At 46.3% G+C, this 17,432-nt stretch carries 15 protein-coding genes; 6 read left to right on the forward strand and 9 right to left on the reverse strand.

What is annotated here, in order from left to right; genetic code table 11:
• Window position 1: 1 nt before the first annotated feature.
• On the reverse strand, window positions 2-178 hold the full coding sequence (locus INQ51_RS09340; RefSeq protein ID WP_233377705.1) for a hypothetical protein: 177 nt from the start codon (window positions 176-178) through the stop codon (window positions 2-4).
• Window positions 179-245: 67 nt separating this feature from the next.
• Entirely contained in the window at window positions 246-641 is a 396-nt protein-coding gene (locus tag INQ51_RS09345) for a hypothetical protein (protein ID WP_233377706.1), read from the reverse strand.
• Between the two features lie 21 nt (window positions 642-662).
• Between INQ51_RS09345 and INQ51_RS09350 the strand changes: the two genes are divergently transcribed.
• The 3 genes from INQ51_RS09350 to fmt all read left to right on the forward strand — a co-directional run bounded on the left by INQ51_RS09350 (window position 663) and on the right by fmt (window position 2,579).
• Window positions 663-971, forward strand: a complete 309-nt coding sequence (locus INQ51_RS09350) for a hypothetical protein (RefSeq protein WP_233377707.1) — start codon at window positions 663-665, stop codon at window positions 969-971.
• Window positions 972-1,407: 436 nt separating this feature from the next.
• Window positions 1,408-1,611 carry a DUF5522 domain-containing protein gene (locus INQ51_RS09355; protein ID WP_233377708.1) on the forward strand — a complete coding sequence of 68 codons (204 nt, stop codon included), beginning with the start codon at window positions 1,408-1,410 and terminating at the stop codon, window positions 1,609-1,611.
• Window positions 1,611-2,579: a methionyl-tRNA formyltransferase gene (gene fmt / locus INQ51_RS09360; RefSeq protein WP_233377709.1), complete on the forward strand. Its 969-nt coding sequence runs from the start codon at window positions 1,611-1,613 to the stop codon at window positions 2,577-2,579. The genes INQ51_RS09355 and fmt overlap by 1 nt, the downstream gene beginning before the upstream one ends.
• Window positions 2,580-2,838: 259 nt before the next feature.
• Here fmt and INQ51_RS09365 read toward each other — a convergent pair whose 3' ends face one another.
• The 3 genes from INQ51_RS09365 to INQ51_RS09375 form a co-directional block, all read right to left on the reverse strand.
• Entirely contained in the window at window positions 2,839-3,195 is a 357-nt protein-coding gene (locus tag INQ51_RS09365) for a DUF6249 domain-containing protein (RefSeq protein ID WP_119440249.1), read from the reverse strand.
• An 89-nt stretch (window positions 3,196-3,284) separates the two neighbouring features.
• On the reverse strand, window positions 3,285-4,307 hold the full coding sequence (locus INQ51_RS09370) for a DUF3667 domain-containing protein (protein WP_233377710.1): 1,023 nt from the start codon (window positions 4,305-4,307) through the stop codon (window positions 3,285-3,287).
• Window positions 4,297-4,824, reverse strand: coding sequence for a CvpA family protein (locus tag INQ51_RS09375; protein ID WP_233377711.1), 528 nt, complete (start codon window positions 4,822-4,824; stop codon window positions 4,297-4,299). Before INQ51_RS09375 ends, INQ51_RS09370 begins: the two co-directional genes overlap by 11 nt.
• Window positions 4,825-5,359: 535 nt before the next feature.
• On the opposite strand from INQ51_RS09375, the gene INQ51_RS09380 reads away from it, so the two are divergent.
• Together INQ51_RS09380 and INQ51_RS09385 are read left to right on the forward strand one after the other, a co-directional pair.
• Window positions 5,360-6,874: a GH3 auxin-responsive promoter family protein gene (locus INQ51_RS09380; RefSeq protein WP_233377712.1), complete on the forward strand. Its 1,515-nt coding sequence runs from the start codon at window positions 5,360-5,362 to the stop codon at window positions 6,872-6,874.
• Between the two features lie 43 nt (window positions 6,875-6,917).
• Window positions 6,918-7,532: a deoxynucleoside kinase gene (locus tag INQ51_RS09385; RefSeq protein WP_119440245.1), complete on the forward strand. Its 615-nt coding sequence runs from the start codon at window positions 6,918-6,920 to the stop codon at window positions 7,530-7,532.
• Window positions 7,533-7,769: 237 nt separating this feature from the next.
• Here INQ51_RS09385 and INQ51_RS09390 read toward each other — a convergent pair whose 3' ends face one another.
• From INQ51_RS09390 to INQ51_RS09405, 4 genes are all read right to left on the reverse strand, one after another.
• Entirely contained in the window at window positions 7,770-8,771 is a 1,002-nt protein-coding gene (locus INQ51_RS09390) for an adenosine kinase (protein ID WP_233377713.1), read from the reverse strand.
• A gap of 152 nt (window positions 8,772-8,923) precedes the next feature.
• On the reverse strand, window positions 8,924-10,120 hold the full coding sequence (locus INQ51_RS09395) for an acetate/propionate family kinase (protein WP_233377714.1): 1,197 nt from the start codon (window positions 10,118-10,120) through the stop codon (window positions 8,924-8,926).
• A gap of 166 nt (window positions 10,121-10,286) precedes the next feature.
• Window positions 10,287-12,386 (reverse strand): phosphate acetyltransferase, encoded by a 2,100-nt coding sequence (pta, locus tag INQ51_RS09400; protein ID WP_233377715.1) that lies wholly within the window; start codon window positions 12,384-12,386, stop codon window positions 10,287-10,289.
• Between the two features lie 281 nt (window positions 12,387-12,667).
• Window positions 12,668-14,332, reverse strand: a complete 1,665-nt coding sequence (locus INQ51_RS09405; RefSeq protein WP_233377716.1) for a nucleoside kinase — start codon at window positions 14,330-14,332, stop codon at window positions 12,668-12,670.
• Between the two features lie 205 nt (window positions 14,333-14,537).
• Between INQ51_RS09405 and INQ51_RS09410 the strand changes: the two genes are divergently transcribed.
• Window positions 14,538-17,195, forward strand: a complete 2,658-nt coding sequence (locus INQ51_RS09410) for an alpha-L-rhamnosidase (RefSeq protein ID WP_233377717.1) — start codon at window positions 14,538-14,540, stop codon at window positions 17,193-17,195.
• The last annotated feature ends 237 nt before the right edge of the window (window positions 17,196-17,432 follow it).

Raw genomic sequence — 17,432 nt, forward strand, 5'->3', positions numbered from 1 at the left:
TTTAATCGATCACCTTCAGTTGCTTTAAAATGGTCCGGGTAATTTTCTTTCTGCATTTTCCAAAGTCGGGGTTAAGCGTTTCCCTGTCTTTCACAAGGCGTGTGGCAAAAAAATAGACATTGTCGCTGCGCTCCACATAACCAAGCCACCAGCCAGAGGATTTAAAACGAATTTGCAAGGAATTAAGTATCCAGGCAACAATCGCTTTGTTAACACACCGGAGAAAAGCTCCCGCATTCGAAAAACTAATTCAGGTAAGTTTTTAATTCACCAAGTTTTAGCTGCCGGTCCATCGAAAAAACCGTGCTTTCGCGCTCTACCTTATCCAGCAGAAAATAGGCTTTTTGAAAAAAGTTGATGCGATCCTTTTCGTCCACGGCCATTTCCCCCTGTTCTTTTAGCACAAAGGCAAACAGTTCGAGGTGTTCGTTGCTTAGTTTCTTTTCATTCTGAAGAAAAGCTAGCAAGTCTTCGATACTCATCTTTTGAATATCAGCATCAATTTTCAGGCAATTGTAAAAGTAGCGGATCTGGTCTTCCGCCTGTTTGTCTTCGCCGCGTTCGCGGTGTCCCAGTATTTTATGAATAACTTCGAACAGCTGCATCAGCTGCCGCATCAGGTAATCGCATTCAATGCTCATTTTCGTTTAGCTGAATTTTAAGTGATTAAAAGTAGTGATTTATCGGAATTGATTAAGAATGGCTCTTTGGATTTCAACACCTCGCTGCCGGACCCTTCCGAAAAGCAGAATCCGCTGAGGAACAAGCTTTCGGGAATGTCCGAAACCCTGTCCCGGCCAAAGTTGAAGCTTTCGGAGCTTTCCGCTCAGCTGTTTTTCTCCCGGTTCGGACTTTCGGGAACTTCCGAAACTCAGAAACCGATCGCGGGCAGCCTGTCGGGGTTTTCCGAAAAAACAAACCAGCCGGGAGCAGGCTTTTTCCGAAAGCGCGGAAACCCCGAAACCATTTAAAAACAGACTTTCCGCAGTTGCGGAAAACTCCAAAAAGAAAAAAATCAACCTTCCGGGCTTACGGAAAGTCAAAACCGGAACAAAAACAGACTTTCCGCACATGCGGAAAGTGTGAACCGGACACAAAAGAAGGTTTCCGCAGGCGCGGAAAGTCAGAAATAAAGTAAAAACAACGTTTCCGCCGATGTGGAAATTTGAAATTCAAAAAGAACAAAGATTTGATAGCGGATTTTCAGTTACCTGAACCTGTAATACCAATTGTTTTTCAGAGTGAGCCTTATGCGAAACTCTGGAATTACAATGGTTAATGCCGATAGACAATTGAAGAGGCTTTAAGAGCGCAGCGAATTTAAGGCTCAATTCAATTGCGAATCGGTATAACTTTAAACGTACACATTCTGACAATAATCCTTAGTTTTGCACAAATTTTTATTGAATGGGATATTTCGACGACCTTTTTCCCGACAGCTTTAGCGACGATTTGAAAGAGGGAAAAGACTACTATATGGAAAACAGCTACCGGGTGATGACCGAAGAATACCTCACCCGCCGTGGTTATTGCTGTTCCAACGGCTGCCGGCATTGTCCGTACTGGCCCAAGGCACAAAAAGGAAATACCAACCTAAGAAAAAACATGTGATGCAAGGAAAAGAACTTCGGATCGTATTTATGGGCACCCCCGATTTTGCGGTGGCAAGCCTCCGGAAATTAGTGGAAGGCGGGTACAATGTTGTAGGGGTAATTACCGCACCCGACCGCCCGGCAGGAAGGGGAAAACAGCTGGCAGAATCGGCTGTAAAAAAATATGCAGTGGACAACAACCTGACCGTTTTACAACCCGAGAAGCTGAAGAATCCTGCGTTTCAGGAGGAATTGCGGGCCCTGAAAGCCGATTTACAGGTGATAGTGGCTTTCCGGATGTTGCCCGAAGTGGTTTGGGCCATGCCGCCACTGGGTACTTTTAACCTGCACGGATCGTTGTTGCCGCAGTACCGGGGCGCCGCTCCCTTAAACTGGGCGCTTATCAACGGCGAAACAAAAACCGGTGTCACCACCTTTCTGCTCGATCATGAAATTGATACCGGGAAAATTCTTTTCAGCAAAGAAATTGATATTTGGGAAAACGATACCGTGGGCACTGTTCACGACAGTTTGATGGAAATTGGCGCCACGCTGGTTACCCAAACAGTGGATGCACTGGCCGAAGGAACTTACAAAGCCGTGCCGCAGGAAGAAGCCCTTTCGGACCAGGAAATAAAACACGCGCCGAAAATTTTCAAGGAAGATTGCCGCATTGTCTGGGACAAAGACGTGGAGTCGGTCAGAAACCTGATCCGCGGTTTATCGCCCTACCCAGCCGCCTGGACGGTTTTAAAACACAAAACAAGCGGAGAAGAAATTTCTGCCAAGGTATTTTTTGCCATGCATGCCGACGGAAAAGCCACCACACCCGGCACCATTCATACCGACGGAAAAACCTTTATGAAAGTTGCCTGTGCCGATGGCTGGCTGCAAATTACCGATTTACAGATTGCCGGAAAAAAACGAATGAAAACCAACGATTTTTTGCGGGGATTTCAGCAGGTGGAGGACTACCGGTTTGTGTAGCGAAGGAAGGATTGATGGACTGAGGAACTGAGGGACTTAGGGACTGAAGGAGATTGAATGGATTGATCGGGAGATTAAGTGATCAGTGTTCAGTGTTCCGAAAAAAAGAAAACTCGCGGCTAATGGCTCGCGGCTTGAAGCTTATTCTCGCATTCAAGCATTTATGCATTTTCGCATTGTGCTTAAAAAGTGTTCAGTCTCAGTTTCCAGTTTTACACTTTTGATGTAACTGAAAACTGAGACTGAGACTGAAAACTACTTACTTCCGCTTGCCGTTTACGATAAAGAAGTAGATTAGGAAACCGAGTGAAACAAACACCAGGAGGATGCCAAAGGGAAGCACGGCGTTGCGGCCGTCGATCATCGCTTTATCAATCAGTTTCAGCAAATCGATAACAATAAAGCCAATTCCGGTCATCAGCGCTACCAGGCCCCATTTAAGCGAAGGATAACGGTTTACTTCATCATTCACCGGCTGTGCTTCGTCTAAAATTCCAACCCGTTCGTATTGTTCTGCTTTAATCAGTTTTCTTTTCAGCAAATGAGTAGAAATTAACTTGATAATGTGATACGCTGCAAAAAAGATAATCGCGGGTATCAGAATGTCTAAATCCATAATAATTGTTTTTAATTGTTTTTTCTGAACGTATGACTACGGCCGTTTCAGAAAGGTTGCAATTATTTTCGCGCGACCTGAAAATTTCCCTAAACCTGAAGTGCTTCGATGATCACATAAATCACAAAGGACAGAAATATAGTATTGTAAATAAACGAGATACCCAGAAACTTTACGATTGCCTTCCCAATTCCCTGCCGGTAAAAGTTTTTCATGGCCAGGATGGTATAAACCGGGAACGACAGCAATAAAATAAGCGTAACAAGCCCTAATTTATAGGGCAAGGTAAGGTACATACCCGTAATAATTATCAGCAAAACAAAGAGGTACGAATGAATGTGTATCGAAAAAATAAGGTGCCGGATGTAGTTTTGCCTGCGCCGGATGTAAAACAGTTTCAGAATGAGCGCAAAAATGGGCAAAAGCAGAAAAAATGCCCACGACATGTATTTCAGTATCCGTGCATTTACCTGCTCCGGCGAACGGAGGACACGAAGGATATCCTGTATCTCTTTTCGTCTTTCGGGGTCGGTTTCCTCTTTCAGCTCCTTCTCTTTTTGGGCCGCTGCTGTTTCCAGCCAGCTTTGCACATCTCCCTTCCGAAAACTGTCCATGGTCAGTATAGCATCCACGCTTCCGGTGGAATCTCCTTCCGTCTGCTCGCCCAGCTCCAATGTCAGCATAGAATCGATGGCCGCCACTGCGGTGGTATCAAATGTTTCCTGGTTGTGCAAGTCGAAATGAAGTACGTTTTGCAAGCCGCGGTTGGTGTAGATCTGCAGCAACAGGAAAAGAACAAAACTGGTAAATATGAAAACCCGGAACGGAGGGGCATAGCGGATCCGCTTCCCTTCAAAATACTCTTTGGTAAGAAAACCGGGCTTAAACATTAAATCGACGGTGGTTTTAAAGAAGCGCTCGTCGAAAGCAAAAAAATCACCCAAAAAATTAAAGAAAAGAAAACTGAAGGGCCGATCGTAATCGCTGACCGATTGTCCGCAATGCGGGCAGTAATGTCCGACAAACTCGGTGGCGCAGTTTTTACAAACAACCGGCTCGCTTGCCTTTTCCTTTTCGGCCCGAAATAATTTATTCCTGATTTTAGACCACATGCGAATCTCTCTTGTTGTTTTCCCCCAGGTTGATTTCCCAGTCGTCAATAAACGGGAAAATGGATGGCGCCAGCGAACGAATGGGTTCGTACATCCGGGAATTGGCTTTTGTCTCGGGCGAAATAATACCGACATCGCTGTCAACCTTATCAAAAACCACCAGCAAAACGCTGATGATGAGCGCCGATTTGATGATGCCAAAAACCAGTCCGGCCAGTTTGTTGACAAAACCCAGCAGCACGGCTTCGGCCATCTTATTCACCACATTACCCACGATATGAACCAGGATAACGATGACCACAAAAGTGACCACAAACGAAATAATGTTCAGGTGCCGCGTGGTGAGGTTAAAGTTTTCGATCAGAAATTCAGAAGTAACGTACGAGAACTCGATGGCTCCCCAAATACCCAGGATAAGCGCTGCCAAAGAAACCACTTCGGCAATTAAGCCTTTGGTAAACCCGTTGATGGCTGAAAGCAACAACAAAATGAGCAGGATAATGTCAATGTAATTCATAATTCTGTTGGTTTAAAGCCGGCCGTTCGTTGAAACCAGCGAGCTTCTGAATCAGATTTGTTAATCGAGCGTAAATTTAAACAATTACCTGCATTCGCAAAACGGAAACGGAGCAAGCAGAAAGAGATTGAAAAAAGATTGACATAGTGATATGGGATTCAAAAAGATTGAATCTGCCTGCTCTAACCCGCGTCCGTCATTTCTATTGAATCTGATGGGTTTAATGTCGTCCAATTCATCCATGCTTATTCTAATAACATTTTTACCGGGACCGATTCAACCCCATTCAGGGCTGTGGAATGCCTTCAACTGCCACCGGTTATACCGGTGGTTATTCACATTTGGTCCTTTCAGGACAATGTTTACTGCCCGTTCACTCCATTCATAAAAATACTCCATCATTTATTGATACGCGACTAAAAGTGCCCACCACCCTTTATTTCAGGGGAAGGAAAGAAGTTGACAAATCGGGAATTTTGATTCAGGTTTGACATAAAATATTCATAAATTTGGACTCGTTAAATTTTTACCAAATATGGCCATTTTAAATTCAGTCATAAGATGGATCACGACGCGCAGAAGTGATGAAATACAGTATTACAGCGAATATCCACTCGAAATTCAGAACGAAGTGCTCTTCAACCTGTTGGCTGCTGCGAAGGACACCGAATGGGGAAAGCTGCATAACTACGAAAAAATAAATTCGTTACAGGAATACCAGAATAACATACCGCTGCAGGACTACAACCAGATAAAGCCGTACGTGGAACGCATGCGCAATGGCGAACGCGATTTGTTGTGGCCAGGCGAAACCAAGTGGTTTGCCAAGTCGTCAGGAACAACCAGCGACAAAAGCAAGTTTATTCCGGTAACCCGCGAAGCCCTGGAAGAATGCCACCTGAAAGGCCCCAGAGATGTGTTTTACCTGTACATGAAAACACACCCTGACACAAAGGTGCTCAAAGGCAAAGTGCTGACACTGGGTGGGAGCCACCGCGTAAACAATTTCAGCAACAATTCCTATTACGGCGACCTTTCGGCCATTATGCTCGAAAACGTACCTTTTTGGTCCGATTTTTTACGCACACCCACCACCGAAATTGCCCTGATAGAAGAGTTTGAGGAGAAGATTGAGAAGATCATTGAAACAGCGCTGGAAGAAAACGTAACGGCTTTTGCGGGGGTTCCGTCGTGGTACCTGGTACTTTTTAAGCGGGTGCTCGAAAAAACAGGCAAGTCAAACCTCCTCGAAGTTTGGCCCAACCTGGAGGTATTCACCCACGGAGGAGTTAAATTTGACCCCTACCGCGAGCAATATCAAAAACTGATTCCCAGTCCGCAGATGCATTACATTGAAACCTATAATGCGTCGGAAGGATTTTTTGGAATTCAGACTAACGAACACCAGGACGACATGTTGCTGATGCTCGACTACGGTATTTTCTATGAGTTTATCCCTATGTCGGAATTCGGGAAAGAAAATCCGCAGGTGCTGGGGCTGGAAGAGGTGGAGCTGAATGAAAACTACGCCATGGTTATTTCAACCAGTGCGGGATTGTGGCGTTATGTGATTGGCGACACCATAAAATTTACGTGTAAATACCCGTTCAAAATAAAAATTACCGGGCGTACCAAGCATTTCATCAATGCTTTTGGCGAAGAAGTGATCATCGACAATGCAGAACAAGCATTAAAAGTGGCCTGTCAGCACACCGGAGCCGTTATAAACGAATATACGGCTGGGCCTATTTTTATCGGCGACAACCAAAAAGGCGCCCATCAGTGGATCATCGAGTTTGTGACGCCGCCTGACGAGCTGGATCATTTTACCCGGATCCTGGACAACACGCTAAAAACGCTGAACTCTGATTATGAAGCCAAAAGGCACAAAAATTTGACTTTGGAGATGCCCCATGTAATAGAGGCGCCCAAAGGAACGTTCTACAACTGGATGAAACAACGCGGTAAGATTGGCGGGCAAAACAAAATTCCCCGCTTATCGAACGACCGCAAATATCTCGATGATCTTTTAAAGATCTTAGAGAAATAACCTGATTTTTTTATAATTTAGAATTTCAAATCAAAATTTTACCATGCACATAGCAATTGCAGGAAATATCGGCGCCGGTAAGACAACACTGAGCGAACTACTGGCGAAACACTATAAATGGACCCCTCACTACGAAGATGTGGATGAGAATCCGTATCTGAACGATTTTTACAATGATATGCAACGCTGGTCGTTCAATCTTCAGATTTACTTTCTGAATTCACGCTTCCAGCAAATCATTGATATCCGGAAATCGGGAAAAACCATTATCCAGGACCGGACCATTTATGAAGATGCCGAGATTTTCGCGCCCAACCTGCATGCCATGGGTTTAATGAGTACCCGCGATTTTAACAACTACAAAACGCTGTTCGACCTGATGGTGAGCCTTATTCAGCCGCCAGATCTGCTGATTTACCTTCGTGCTTCGATACCCACGCTGGTAAACCAGATTCAGAAACGTGGCAGGGAGTACGAAAACTCTATCCGCCTCGACTATCTTAAACAGTTGAACGATCGCTACGAAGCCTGGATCAACGGGTATAAAATGGGAAAATTACTGGTGATCAATGTGGATGACCTTGATTTCACTACCAATCCGGAAGACCTGAGTTATGTGATCGACCGCATCGATGCACAAATTCATGGATTGTTTTAGCTGCGAGCCACGAGCTTCAAGCTTTGAGTTAGGAATAGCCGAATCATATAAAAAAATAACCAACCGTTGCTACGATTGGTTATTTTTTTGCACTGTTGTCAGGTTAAAGAACTACTTATAAAAAAATTCTTTCACTTCTCCGCCAAAATCTGTCATTGCGATCAAAGAGAGGAATCTGTTCAAAGTTACCCGAGCACTTTCTACTGCCAACTGTGACTGAACACCGAGCACTAAGCTCTAATCTTCAGCCACAATTTTATTGATCTCAGCCATTACTTCGGGCCACTGATGATCAGGTAAATTAGGTCCCATTACTTCCACCACTTTCCCTGAAACCAGGGCGGCAATTTTTCCGCTAACTGCCATGGAATAGCCGTTGGTAAGTCCGTAAAAGAAACCGGCAGCGTACGCATCTCCGGCGCCGGTAGTATCCAATGCTTTGGCAGGAACGATGCCAATGCGCGTTACCACATCACCGTGCTTGATCAGCGAACCTTCCTTGCCCACTTTTACGATGGCCAGCTCGCAGTCTTTTGCAATCTCGTGCAATGCCGCTTCGGGTTCGAGACCGGTAAACGACCGCGCTTCCTCTTCGTTGGCAATTACTATATCTACATTGTTTTTAATGAGGTCTTTCAAAAACTCAAGATTGGCTTCTACCACATTAAAGCTCGAAAGGTCAATGGCTACTTTCAGTCCGGCAGCTTTTGCTTTTTCAACACCTGCTTTGATCAGATCGTGGTTAAAAACCAGGTAACCTTCCATGTACAGGTATTTGTAGCCATTAAACAAACCGGGCATATAGTCGTAGGCCTGCAACTCCGAAGCCGCTCCCAGGTAGGTTGCCATGGTTCGTTCCGAATCGGGACTAACCAGCGCCATTACACGGCCGGTGCCACTTTCGCTGTAGGTCAGGTGCGTACGGAGTCCGCGTCTTTCAAAATCATCTTTGAAAAGATCGCCCAGTTTATCGCGCCCCACTTTTCCCATGTAGCCGCCATTTCCGCCCATATTCGCCAGCGAACGCATGGTGTTGGCCACCGAACCGCCGGTGGTCAGCTTACTGCTTTCGGAAAAAGTAGCCGCATAAATCTGCTGCGAACGCTCTGCATTAACAAGCGTCATACTGCCCCGGGGCAGGTTAAATTTCTGCAGCAGCGAATCATCTTTTATCACCGAAATTACATCTACCAGTGCATTGCCAATACCCAGTACGGCAGGAATATTTTTATTTACCATTTATCTCTGTTTTATTTTGAAAGCCCAAATATCAACATTTTACACGATTCACGAAAACCTCGCGAATTTTTCCTTGCGCGCCTGACTGACTGTTGAGCGAAAAAGAGCGGCAGGAATAACCTGCCGCTCTTGAATATTCTTCTCTGAAATTACTATTTGACCACCTCCAGCGTTTGCCTGGCAATCTCCAGCTCTTCGTTGGTTGGGATAATCAGCACCTTTGTTTTTGCATTGTCGGTGTTGATTTCATGTACGCCGTCTGTACGGTTCTTGTCTTTTACTTCGTCCCACTCAATGCCAAGGTAAGCCATATCTTCGCAAACCAGCTTGCGGATAGACGTTTTGTTTTCACCGATACCGGCTGTAAACACAATCGCATCCACACCGTTCATAATGGCTGCATAGCTACCAATAAACTGTTTGATGCGGTAAGCGTACATATCACAGGCAAGAATGGCGTTTTCATCCCCTTCATCCAGCAATTTTTCCACATCGCGCATGTCGGTTTGGCCGGTTAAACCTTTCATACCGCTTTCCTTGTTCAGCAGGTTTGAAATCTCGTTTACCGAGTAACCTTTCTGTTCTGCCAAAAAGAAAATAATGGCCGGGTCGATATCGCCCGAACGCGTTCCCATAATCAATCCGCAAAGCGGTCCCATCCCCATGGTGGTATCTACACAAACACCTCCGTTTACTGCTGCCATAGAAGCGCCGTTACCCAAGTGAATGGTAATGATTTTTGCATCTTTATTTCCCAGGTATTCTGCTGCTTTTTCCGAAACAAATTTGTGCGAAGTTCCGTGGAAACCGTATTTACGAATTCCCATTTCCTTGTAAAATTCAACCGGAATGGCATAACGGAACGCTTTTTCAGGAATAGTCTGATGAAAAGCCGTGTCAAAAACACCTACCTGTTTGGCATTTGGGAAAACGGTCTCTGCCACTTCCACACCAATCAGGTTGGCCGGGTTGTGCAGCGGAGCCAGCGGGAACAGTTCTTTTACTTTCGCTTTTACCGCTTCGGTAATTTCCACGGTTTTGGTGAAAGCTTCTCCGCCGTGTACCAAACGGTGACCTACCGCCTGAATTTCTGACGGATCGCTGACTACCCCCACTTTTTCATCGGTAAGTAATTCGGCTACCCTTTTCAAACCTACTGTATGGTTGGGAATCGGAAACGTTTCCTTCAGTTCCTTCTTCTCTCCGTTTACAAAGGTTTTGTATTTCACTACTCCTTCTTCCAGGCCAATTCTTTCAACCAACCCGCTCGCCAACGGAAGTTCTGTATCCATATCAATCAGCTGATATTTAATGGATGAACTACCGGCGTTAATTACTAAAATATTCATTTCTTATTTTGTTTACTCAATAAGGTTAAGGCGGAACTCGTCTTAGCCTAACATTTGCAATTTATTTTTACCCCTCAGTCATCCGCTGGTTAACGGATGACATCTCCCCTGAAATTCAGGGGAGAATACAAGGAAACCTCGCGGCAAGCCACGAGGAATTATTTGATTAAATTCCTTCCTGAGCCTGAATAGCAGTAAGCACTACCGTATTAAAAATATCGTCTACTGTACAGCCGCGGCTTAAATCGTTCACCGGTTTGTTCAAACCCTGTAACATCGGGCCAATGGCCAGTGCACCGGTTTCACGCTGAACGGCTTTGTAAGTATTGTTCCCGGTATTCAAATCGGGGAATACCAATACATTTGCTTGTCCGGCCACTTCCGAATTCGGCATTTTACTGCTGCCTACGCTTGGGTCAACAGCGGCATCGTACTGGATCGGGCCTTCAATTTTAAGGTCGGGACGCAAGGCTTTGGCTTTTTCGGTAGCTGCGCGCACTTTGTCCACTTCGGCACCGGTTCCCGATGTTCCTGAAGAGTAAGAAAGCAAGGCAACTTTGGGATCGATGCCAAATGCGATGGCCGACTCTGCCGATGAAACAGCAATCTCAGCCAACTGATCAGCCGTTGGATTCACGTTAACCGCACAGTCGCCCATTACCGAAACATGATCGTCGAGACACATAAAGAAACAAGACGAAACGGTAGAAACTCCCGGACGGGTTTTTACAAACTGAAGCGCCGGAATAATAGTGTGCGCCGTTGTGTGGGCTGCACCCGAAACCATACCGTCGGCATCTCCCTTGTACACCATCATGGTACCAAAGAACGACACGTCGAGCAGGGCATCGCGGGCCATGTCTTCCGGAATATTTTTGTGTTTCCTCAGTTCGAAATAAGTCCGCCAGTAGTCTTCATACAATTCCGAAGTATTCGGATCAATGATCGTGATCTCTTCTTCGTTCAGCACCAAACCAAGCTGGTCGGCCTTAGCCAGAACCTCATCGCGTCTTCCCAAAAGCGTAATGTCCACCACATTTTGTTCAACCAAATGAACAGCCGCAGCAAGAATACGCGGGTCGGTTCCTTCGGGCAATACAATGTGTTTTTTATTCGATTTTGCTTTTGAAACCAGGTTGTACTGGAACATGCGCGGAGTAACAATACTGCTTTTGAAATTGGCAAATTTGTTTAGCAGCGATTCGGTATCAATGTATTTATCAAAAGTGGCAACGCTGAGCTCGATTTTTCGTGTGTCTCCCGGACGAATTCCCGGTCTGATATTCGCAATTTTGCTGGCCGCCACAAAAGTAACGTCGTCAACGAGGATGATTGGCACCGGGTTCGGCAGTCCGTCAATCAGCTTCATTATGGGTGGTTCGGGGCGAAGTCCTCCGGTAAGTACAATTCCCGCAATCGACGGATAATTGGTCGAGGCATTGGCCTGAAAAGCTCCCATTAAAATATCGGCACGGTCGCCGGGAGTAATGATCAGGCTGTTTTCCCGTACGCGATCCAGGTAGTTGCGCAACTGCATGGCTCCCACATCAAAATGATCGGCCTGTTTGCTTAGCAGATTCTCACCCAACAGAATTTCGCCGCCAATCTTATCATAAATCTCGTGAATGGTTGGGCTGCTTAAACGGGTTACTTCCGGGATAATCTCGATGGTTGTATCCGCCGGAACCACCTGTTTCAGTTCTTCCGCAACTTCCTCGCAATGTTCTTCCGGAACACGGTTCATAACAATAGCCTGCACCGGTACGTCCTTGTCAGCAAATGTTTTTACCACCAGGTCGAGGTTCGAAACAGCATCTTTTAGATCCTTGTTGTGAGCCGAACTGACAAGAATGGTCGGGATCGACAGGTTTTTCGCAATTTCCGTGTTCAGGTCCACTTCAAAGGAAACGCCTTTCCCCGAAAAATCAGAGCCTTCTACCAGCACCACATCGTACTTGCTCTCCAACTCCTTATAGTGCTCGATGATCTTGTCGATCAAACGGCTTTCCTGCCCCATGTTCTTGTATTTCACTACCTGCGACATGGTAAACCCGTAAGTTTCCTTGTAGTCGATGTTCAGGTTGAAATATGAGATCATTGTTTCAATGTGATTATCCCTCACTCCTGTGGGATAGTCGCTGATGATCGGTCTGAAATAACCAACCTTCCCCGAACGGGAAAGAAGCAAATTCATGATTCCCAGCGCCACCACCGATCGGCCTGAATGCTTCTCGGTGTTTGTTACATAAATACCTTTCTTAATCATCTAAATCTATTTTTGAGGAACCAATTCCATAAAAAAACGGTGCAAAAATAGTAAAGATATACCGTCAATATCCTGTAAAAAGTTTAAAAAGAATGAATATGAATAAATTTTAAAATGCGCCTGAAAATAAGGGTAGAACAAGCATGATTTATATCATGAAAACGAACAAATGAACAAAATTACAGGCATGTTAAACCGGAAGGGGAAAGTAGTCCCCAACCGGTAAAATTATCTTTCGGATTAAGCTCTTGTTTTTTACGAAACCTGTTCTTTAAATTCGCTTAATAGGCAAAGCTACTGCCTCCTAAGAATTCGCGAAGAAGCGAAGTGGGTGGAATTTCGTCGTCGTTGATCTGTTTGAAATAAGAAAGGAACTCAAGCAAACGCGACGACTCCGTGTATTCGCACTGGTTTTCGAGTACGGTTTTCAAAATTGGCTCGGCGTACTTTTTCAATACTGCCAGTTCGTAAAGCGTTGCCGAGTTAAACATCACATCCGCATTTTCCTGGTAAGGAAAAATATTCCGCTCCTCCCCTTTTCGCACCGAGGGCCAGCGTTTAATGGTGGCTGCCGCCGGATAGCCCCGGTATTTACTGTCGCGGATCAAACGACGGATCAGGCGGTTGTCGGCCGTTGAAATATGGGTATGTTCATCCATCGAAATCTGGGTCAGCGCCGAAATGAAGATCTTAAACGTATTCTTTTCTTTCACCTGTGTCAGCAAACCTGGATTCATACCGTGAATTCCTTCCACGATCAGAATATCGCCGCGCCCCAGTTGCAGCTTTTTCCCGTTTTCGGCTCTGCGTCCGAGGTGGAAATCGAAAAGCGGCAAACGAACCTCTTTGCCTTCAAACAACTCAATCAGCTGCTGGTTAAAGAACGGTATATCGACCGCTTCCAGCGCTTCAAAATCGTATTCTCCGTTTTCGTCGCGTGGCGTATGCTCGCGGTCTACAAAATAGTCGTCGAGCGAAATCTGGTGCGGACGCAAACCGTTTACCGCCAGCTGTACGCCCAAACGTTTGCTGAATGTGGTTTTCCCTGAAGCCGAAGGACCGGCTACCAGCACCACTTTCACATCGCCGTTGCGCGAGGAAATCATATTGGCGATCTCTGCTATTTTCTTTTCGTGAAGGGCTTCCGATATTTTGATCACATCGCCGCCTTTCCCGGCAAGTGTGTGATCATTCAGGTTTCCGACCGTTGACACGTTAATGATTTCGGCCCAGTCTTTCTGTTCCTGGAAAATATCATAAAGCTTTTCGTTGTAAAACACCTTCCGGAGCCGCTCGAAATGCTTGCGGTGCGGGATCTGTAACAAAATTCCATCATAATATTTTACCAATCCGAATCCGGAAATGTAACCGGTTGACGGAAGCAGGTGCCCATAAAAATAGTTGGCCAGGTCTTTTAAAAAGTAAAGCTGCGTGTAAAGCTGCCCCTGTTGTTCAAACAACTGTGCCTTTTCTTCCAACCCCTGTTTCATCAGCTGATCAACAGCTTCAGTGGTAACAATCCCTCTTTTTACAAAAGGCAGGTCGGCCGCAATTATCGCCTCCATTTCCTGCCTGATGGCAAACAGATCCGACTCATTGATTTCGCGCTCCAGCCCTTGCAGTTCGCAAAAGTAGCCATTCGATATGCCGTTTTGCACCCGGAAATTTACATGCGGAAAAACCTCCTTCACGGCCGCATACATCACAAAAATCAGACTGCGGATATACAGGCGGGTACCATCCATGTGCGTGACATCGATAAACTCAACCTGCTTGGGTTTTACTACACAAAAAGAGAGTTCACGCACTTTATTGTTCACAATGGCGCCACACACCCGGTGCTCCAGTTTTATGTTCAAATCGTGGCTGATTTCGAGCAACGATGTTCCCATAGGGTAAGAATGAAAAGCATTGGTATTTTTACAGAATATTTCTATTTCCTTCATAGCTCTCGGTTTTAGCAACCAAAAGTAACTAAAACTTATGACTTCGGACCCGGTACAGGAGAACTGAAATCGGGCTTTAAATCCCGCTCTTCCAAAACCGGGAGCTAAGCACCTTACCCTTACCACTTTTCTTCCCTATTAATAGCTTTTTACTGTCTGTTTACACAAATTGATGCTACATTTACAGCTTTTAAGACTTACACCAATGAACCGAAAGAACCTGATAATCCTCCTTTGTCTGTGCCTAACCCTTGGCGCGTGTCATAAAAACCACAGCATTCATTTATACGACCTCCGGTGCGAAAACCTGCACAATCCTGCCGCGATCGACAAAGACACTCCGCGTTTTAGCTGGAAGATCGAAAGCAACAAAAACGTTACGGAGCAAAAGGCTTTTCAGCTTCTGGTGGCAAGTGATGCTTCGCTGTTGCACGAAGGGAAAGCCGATCTATGGGATTCAGGGGAACACGAGTCATCATCCAGTGTTTTGGTGGCTTACCAGGGCAAAAAATTAAACCCGGGAAGCAGTGCTGTATGGAAAGTTCGTGTTTGGGACAATCATGGAAATGTTTCGGAGTGGAGCAAGCCGGCATCGTTTGGAATCGGGTTGCTTTCGCCCAAAGACTGGCAGGCCAGCTACATTGCCTTTAACACCGACGCCGGTTACCGCGAATGTCCTCAACTGTACAAATCGTTTCATATAGATGAAACCGGCTCCAAATACCTTTTGCACGTTAATTCACTTGGCTATCACGAAGTGTATCTGAACGGAGAAAAAGTAGAAGAGGGAGTGCTCAGCCCGGCCGTTTCGCAATTCAATAAACGCTCACTGATCAATACTTACGATGTTTCTGACCTGGTAAAAAAAGGGGCAAACGACTTATTGCTTTGGCTGGGCAGCGGCTGGTACACCACCGGACTTCCCGGAGTGGTAAACGATGGCCCGGTGGTTCGGGCGCAACTCGAGAAAACAGCCGGAAACCAAAGTCAGCTTGTCCTGGCCACCGACACGACATGGCTTGGAAGAAAAAGCAGTTACACCCGGCATGGCAACTGGATGCCCCATCAGTTTGGGGGCGAAATTGTGGATGGAAACCTGGCCAAAAGCGATCTGCTGCTGAATCATCCTGAACGGGAATGGAAAGCTGTATCGCTTGTTGAGGTACCCGCACATTCGGTAAGTCCGCAAACGGTGGAGTTCAACACCATTCAGAACACGATAAAACCGGCTGCCATTTTACAAATCTCGAAAGATACTTTCCTGGTTGACATGGGTACCAACCTCACCGGCTGGCTCGAACTTCATTTTAGCGAGCTAAAACCCGGGCAGGAAATAACGATGGGCTATTGCGATCATCTTACGAAAGAGGGAAAATTCAACGACCGCAATCAATACGACCGCTATATTGCATCGGGTACTGCACCCGAAGTTTTCATCAATAAATTTGATTACCACGGATTTCGGTATGTGCGTGTAACCGGACTTGAGGAAATGCCTTCGGCCGATTCAATCTGCGCCTACCCTGTCCGCACTGATTTTGAGGAGGCCTCCGGGTTTGAATGCTCCGATCCGGATCTGAATTCGATTCACAACATGCAGCATTACACCCTGCAATGCTTGAGCATTGGCGGCGACCTGGTCGACTGTCCTCAGCTCGAACGCCTGGGATACGGCGGCGACGGCAATGCATCTACCGTAACGGCGCAAACCATGTACAACCTTGCACCACTCTACAACAACTGGCTGCAAGCCTGGGCCGATGTTATCCGCGAAGACGGCGGAATGCCGCACACAGCTCCCAACCCTTACCGCGCAGGCGGCGGGCCTTACTGGTGCGGTTTTATTATCACCGCCTCGTGGAATACCTACCTGAATTACGGCGACACACTGGTACTGGAAAAATACTATCCGGTGATGCAGAAATGGCTCGAATATGTCAACAAGTACAGCGTTGATGGCTTGCTGAAACCCTGGCCCAACAACGACTACCGAAACTGGTACCTGGGCGACTGGGCAACCCCCGCTGGCATCGATCAAACCGCCGAAGCTTCCGTTGATGTGATAAACAACTCGTTTATAGCCGTGTGTTTCGACAATATGGAGAAAATTGCCCGCGTACTCGGAGAGCCGGAAGACGAACAACAATATGCTGCACAAAAGGAGCAGCTTCAGAAACGCATCCACGAAGTGTATTTTCACGAAACTGACAATACTTACGGAACGGGAACACAGATCGATATTGCCTACCCCATGCTTGCCGGTGCAGTACCTGCTGACAAAAAGAAAGATGTTACGCAGGCGCTTTACCACGAAACCAATGTGGTACGCCAGGGACATTTTGCCTGCGGGTTGGTGGGACTTCCGGTGCTGACCGAATGGGCAGTTAAATACCAGGCTCCCGACCTGATGTACTCGATGATGAAGCAACGCGGCTACCCCAGCTACCTGTACATGCTCGACAACGGGGCCACCACTACCTGGGAACACTGGGACGGTGCGCGAAGCCACATTCACAATTGCTACAACGGAACAGGTTCGTGGTTCTACCAGGCCATTGGGGGAATCCATCCGGTGGATGATGCTCCTGCCTGGCAAAAAGTACGCATTCAGCCCCAGGTTCCGGACGGGGTAAACTGGGCCAAAACATTCAGGGAAACGCCCTATGGAAAACTCGCGGTAAACTGGGAACTGAAAGACGAAACAATGGAAATGACCATCGAAATTCCGGTGGGAGTGGAAGCTGAAGTCGCCTTCCCTACCTGCACCCAGGAATACCGCTTTAACGGTCTCACCAAAGAGCTGTTGAGCAACAAAAGCATTGCTCTAAAAAGCGGCAAGTACACCATCGAGTACGAAAGATAGCTTATGGAAAAGGCTAAGGCTGAGGGTAGCGAGCTAATGATAAATTGTAGTGACTTTTATAGTGCCTCGGGTCCTTCGAAGTACTGCTTTGGGCTTCAAAGAAACTAATTTGAACCTCAGAAGAACTAATTTGAACCTCGGAGCCTCAAACGAGAGCCTTTTTACCCCGGATTTTAACAATTAAGCCTCAACGTTGGGCCTCCGAAGCCCAAACGCGGGCCTCTGAAGTGGGGAGGG

Origin of the sequence: Maribellus sp. CM-23, assembly GCF_021354595.1 — a bacterium.
In the GTDB taxonomy this organism is placed as follows: Bacteria; Bacteroidota; Bacteroidia; order Bacteroidales; family Prolixibacteraceae; genus Draconibacterium.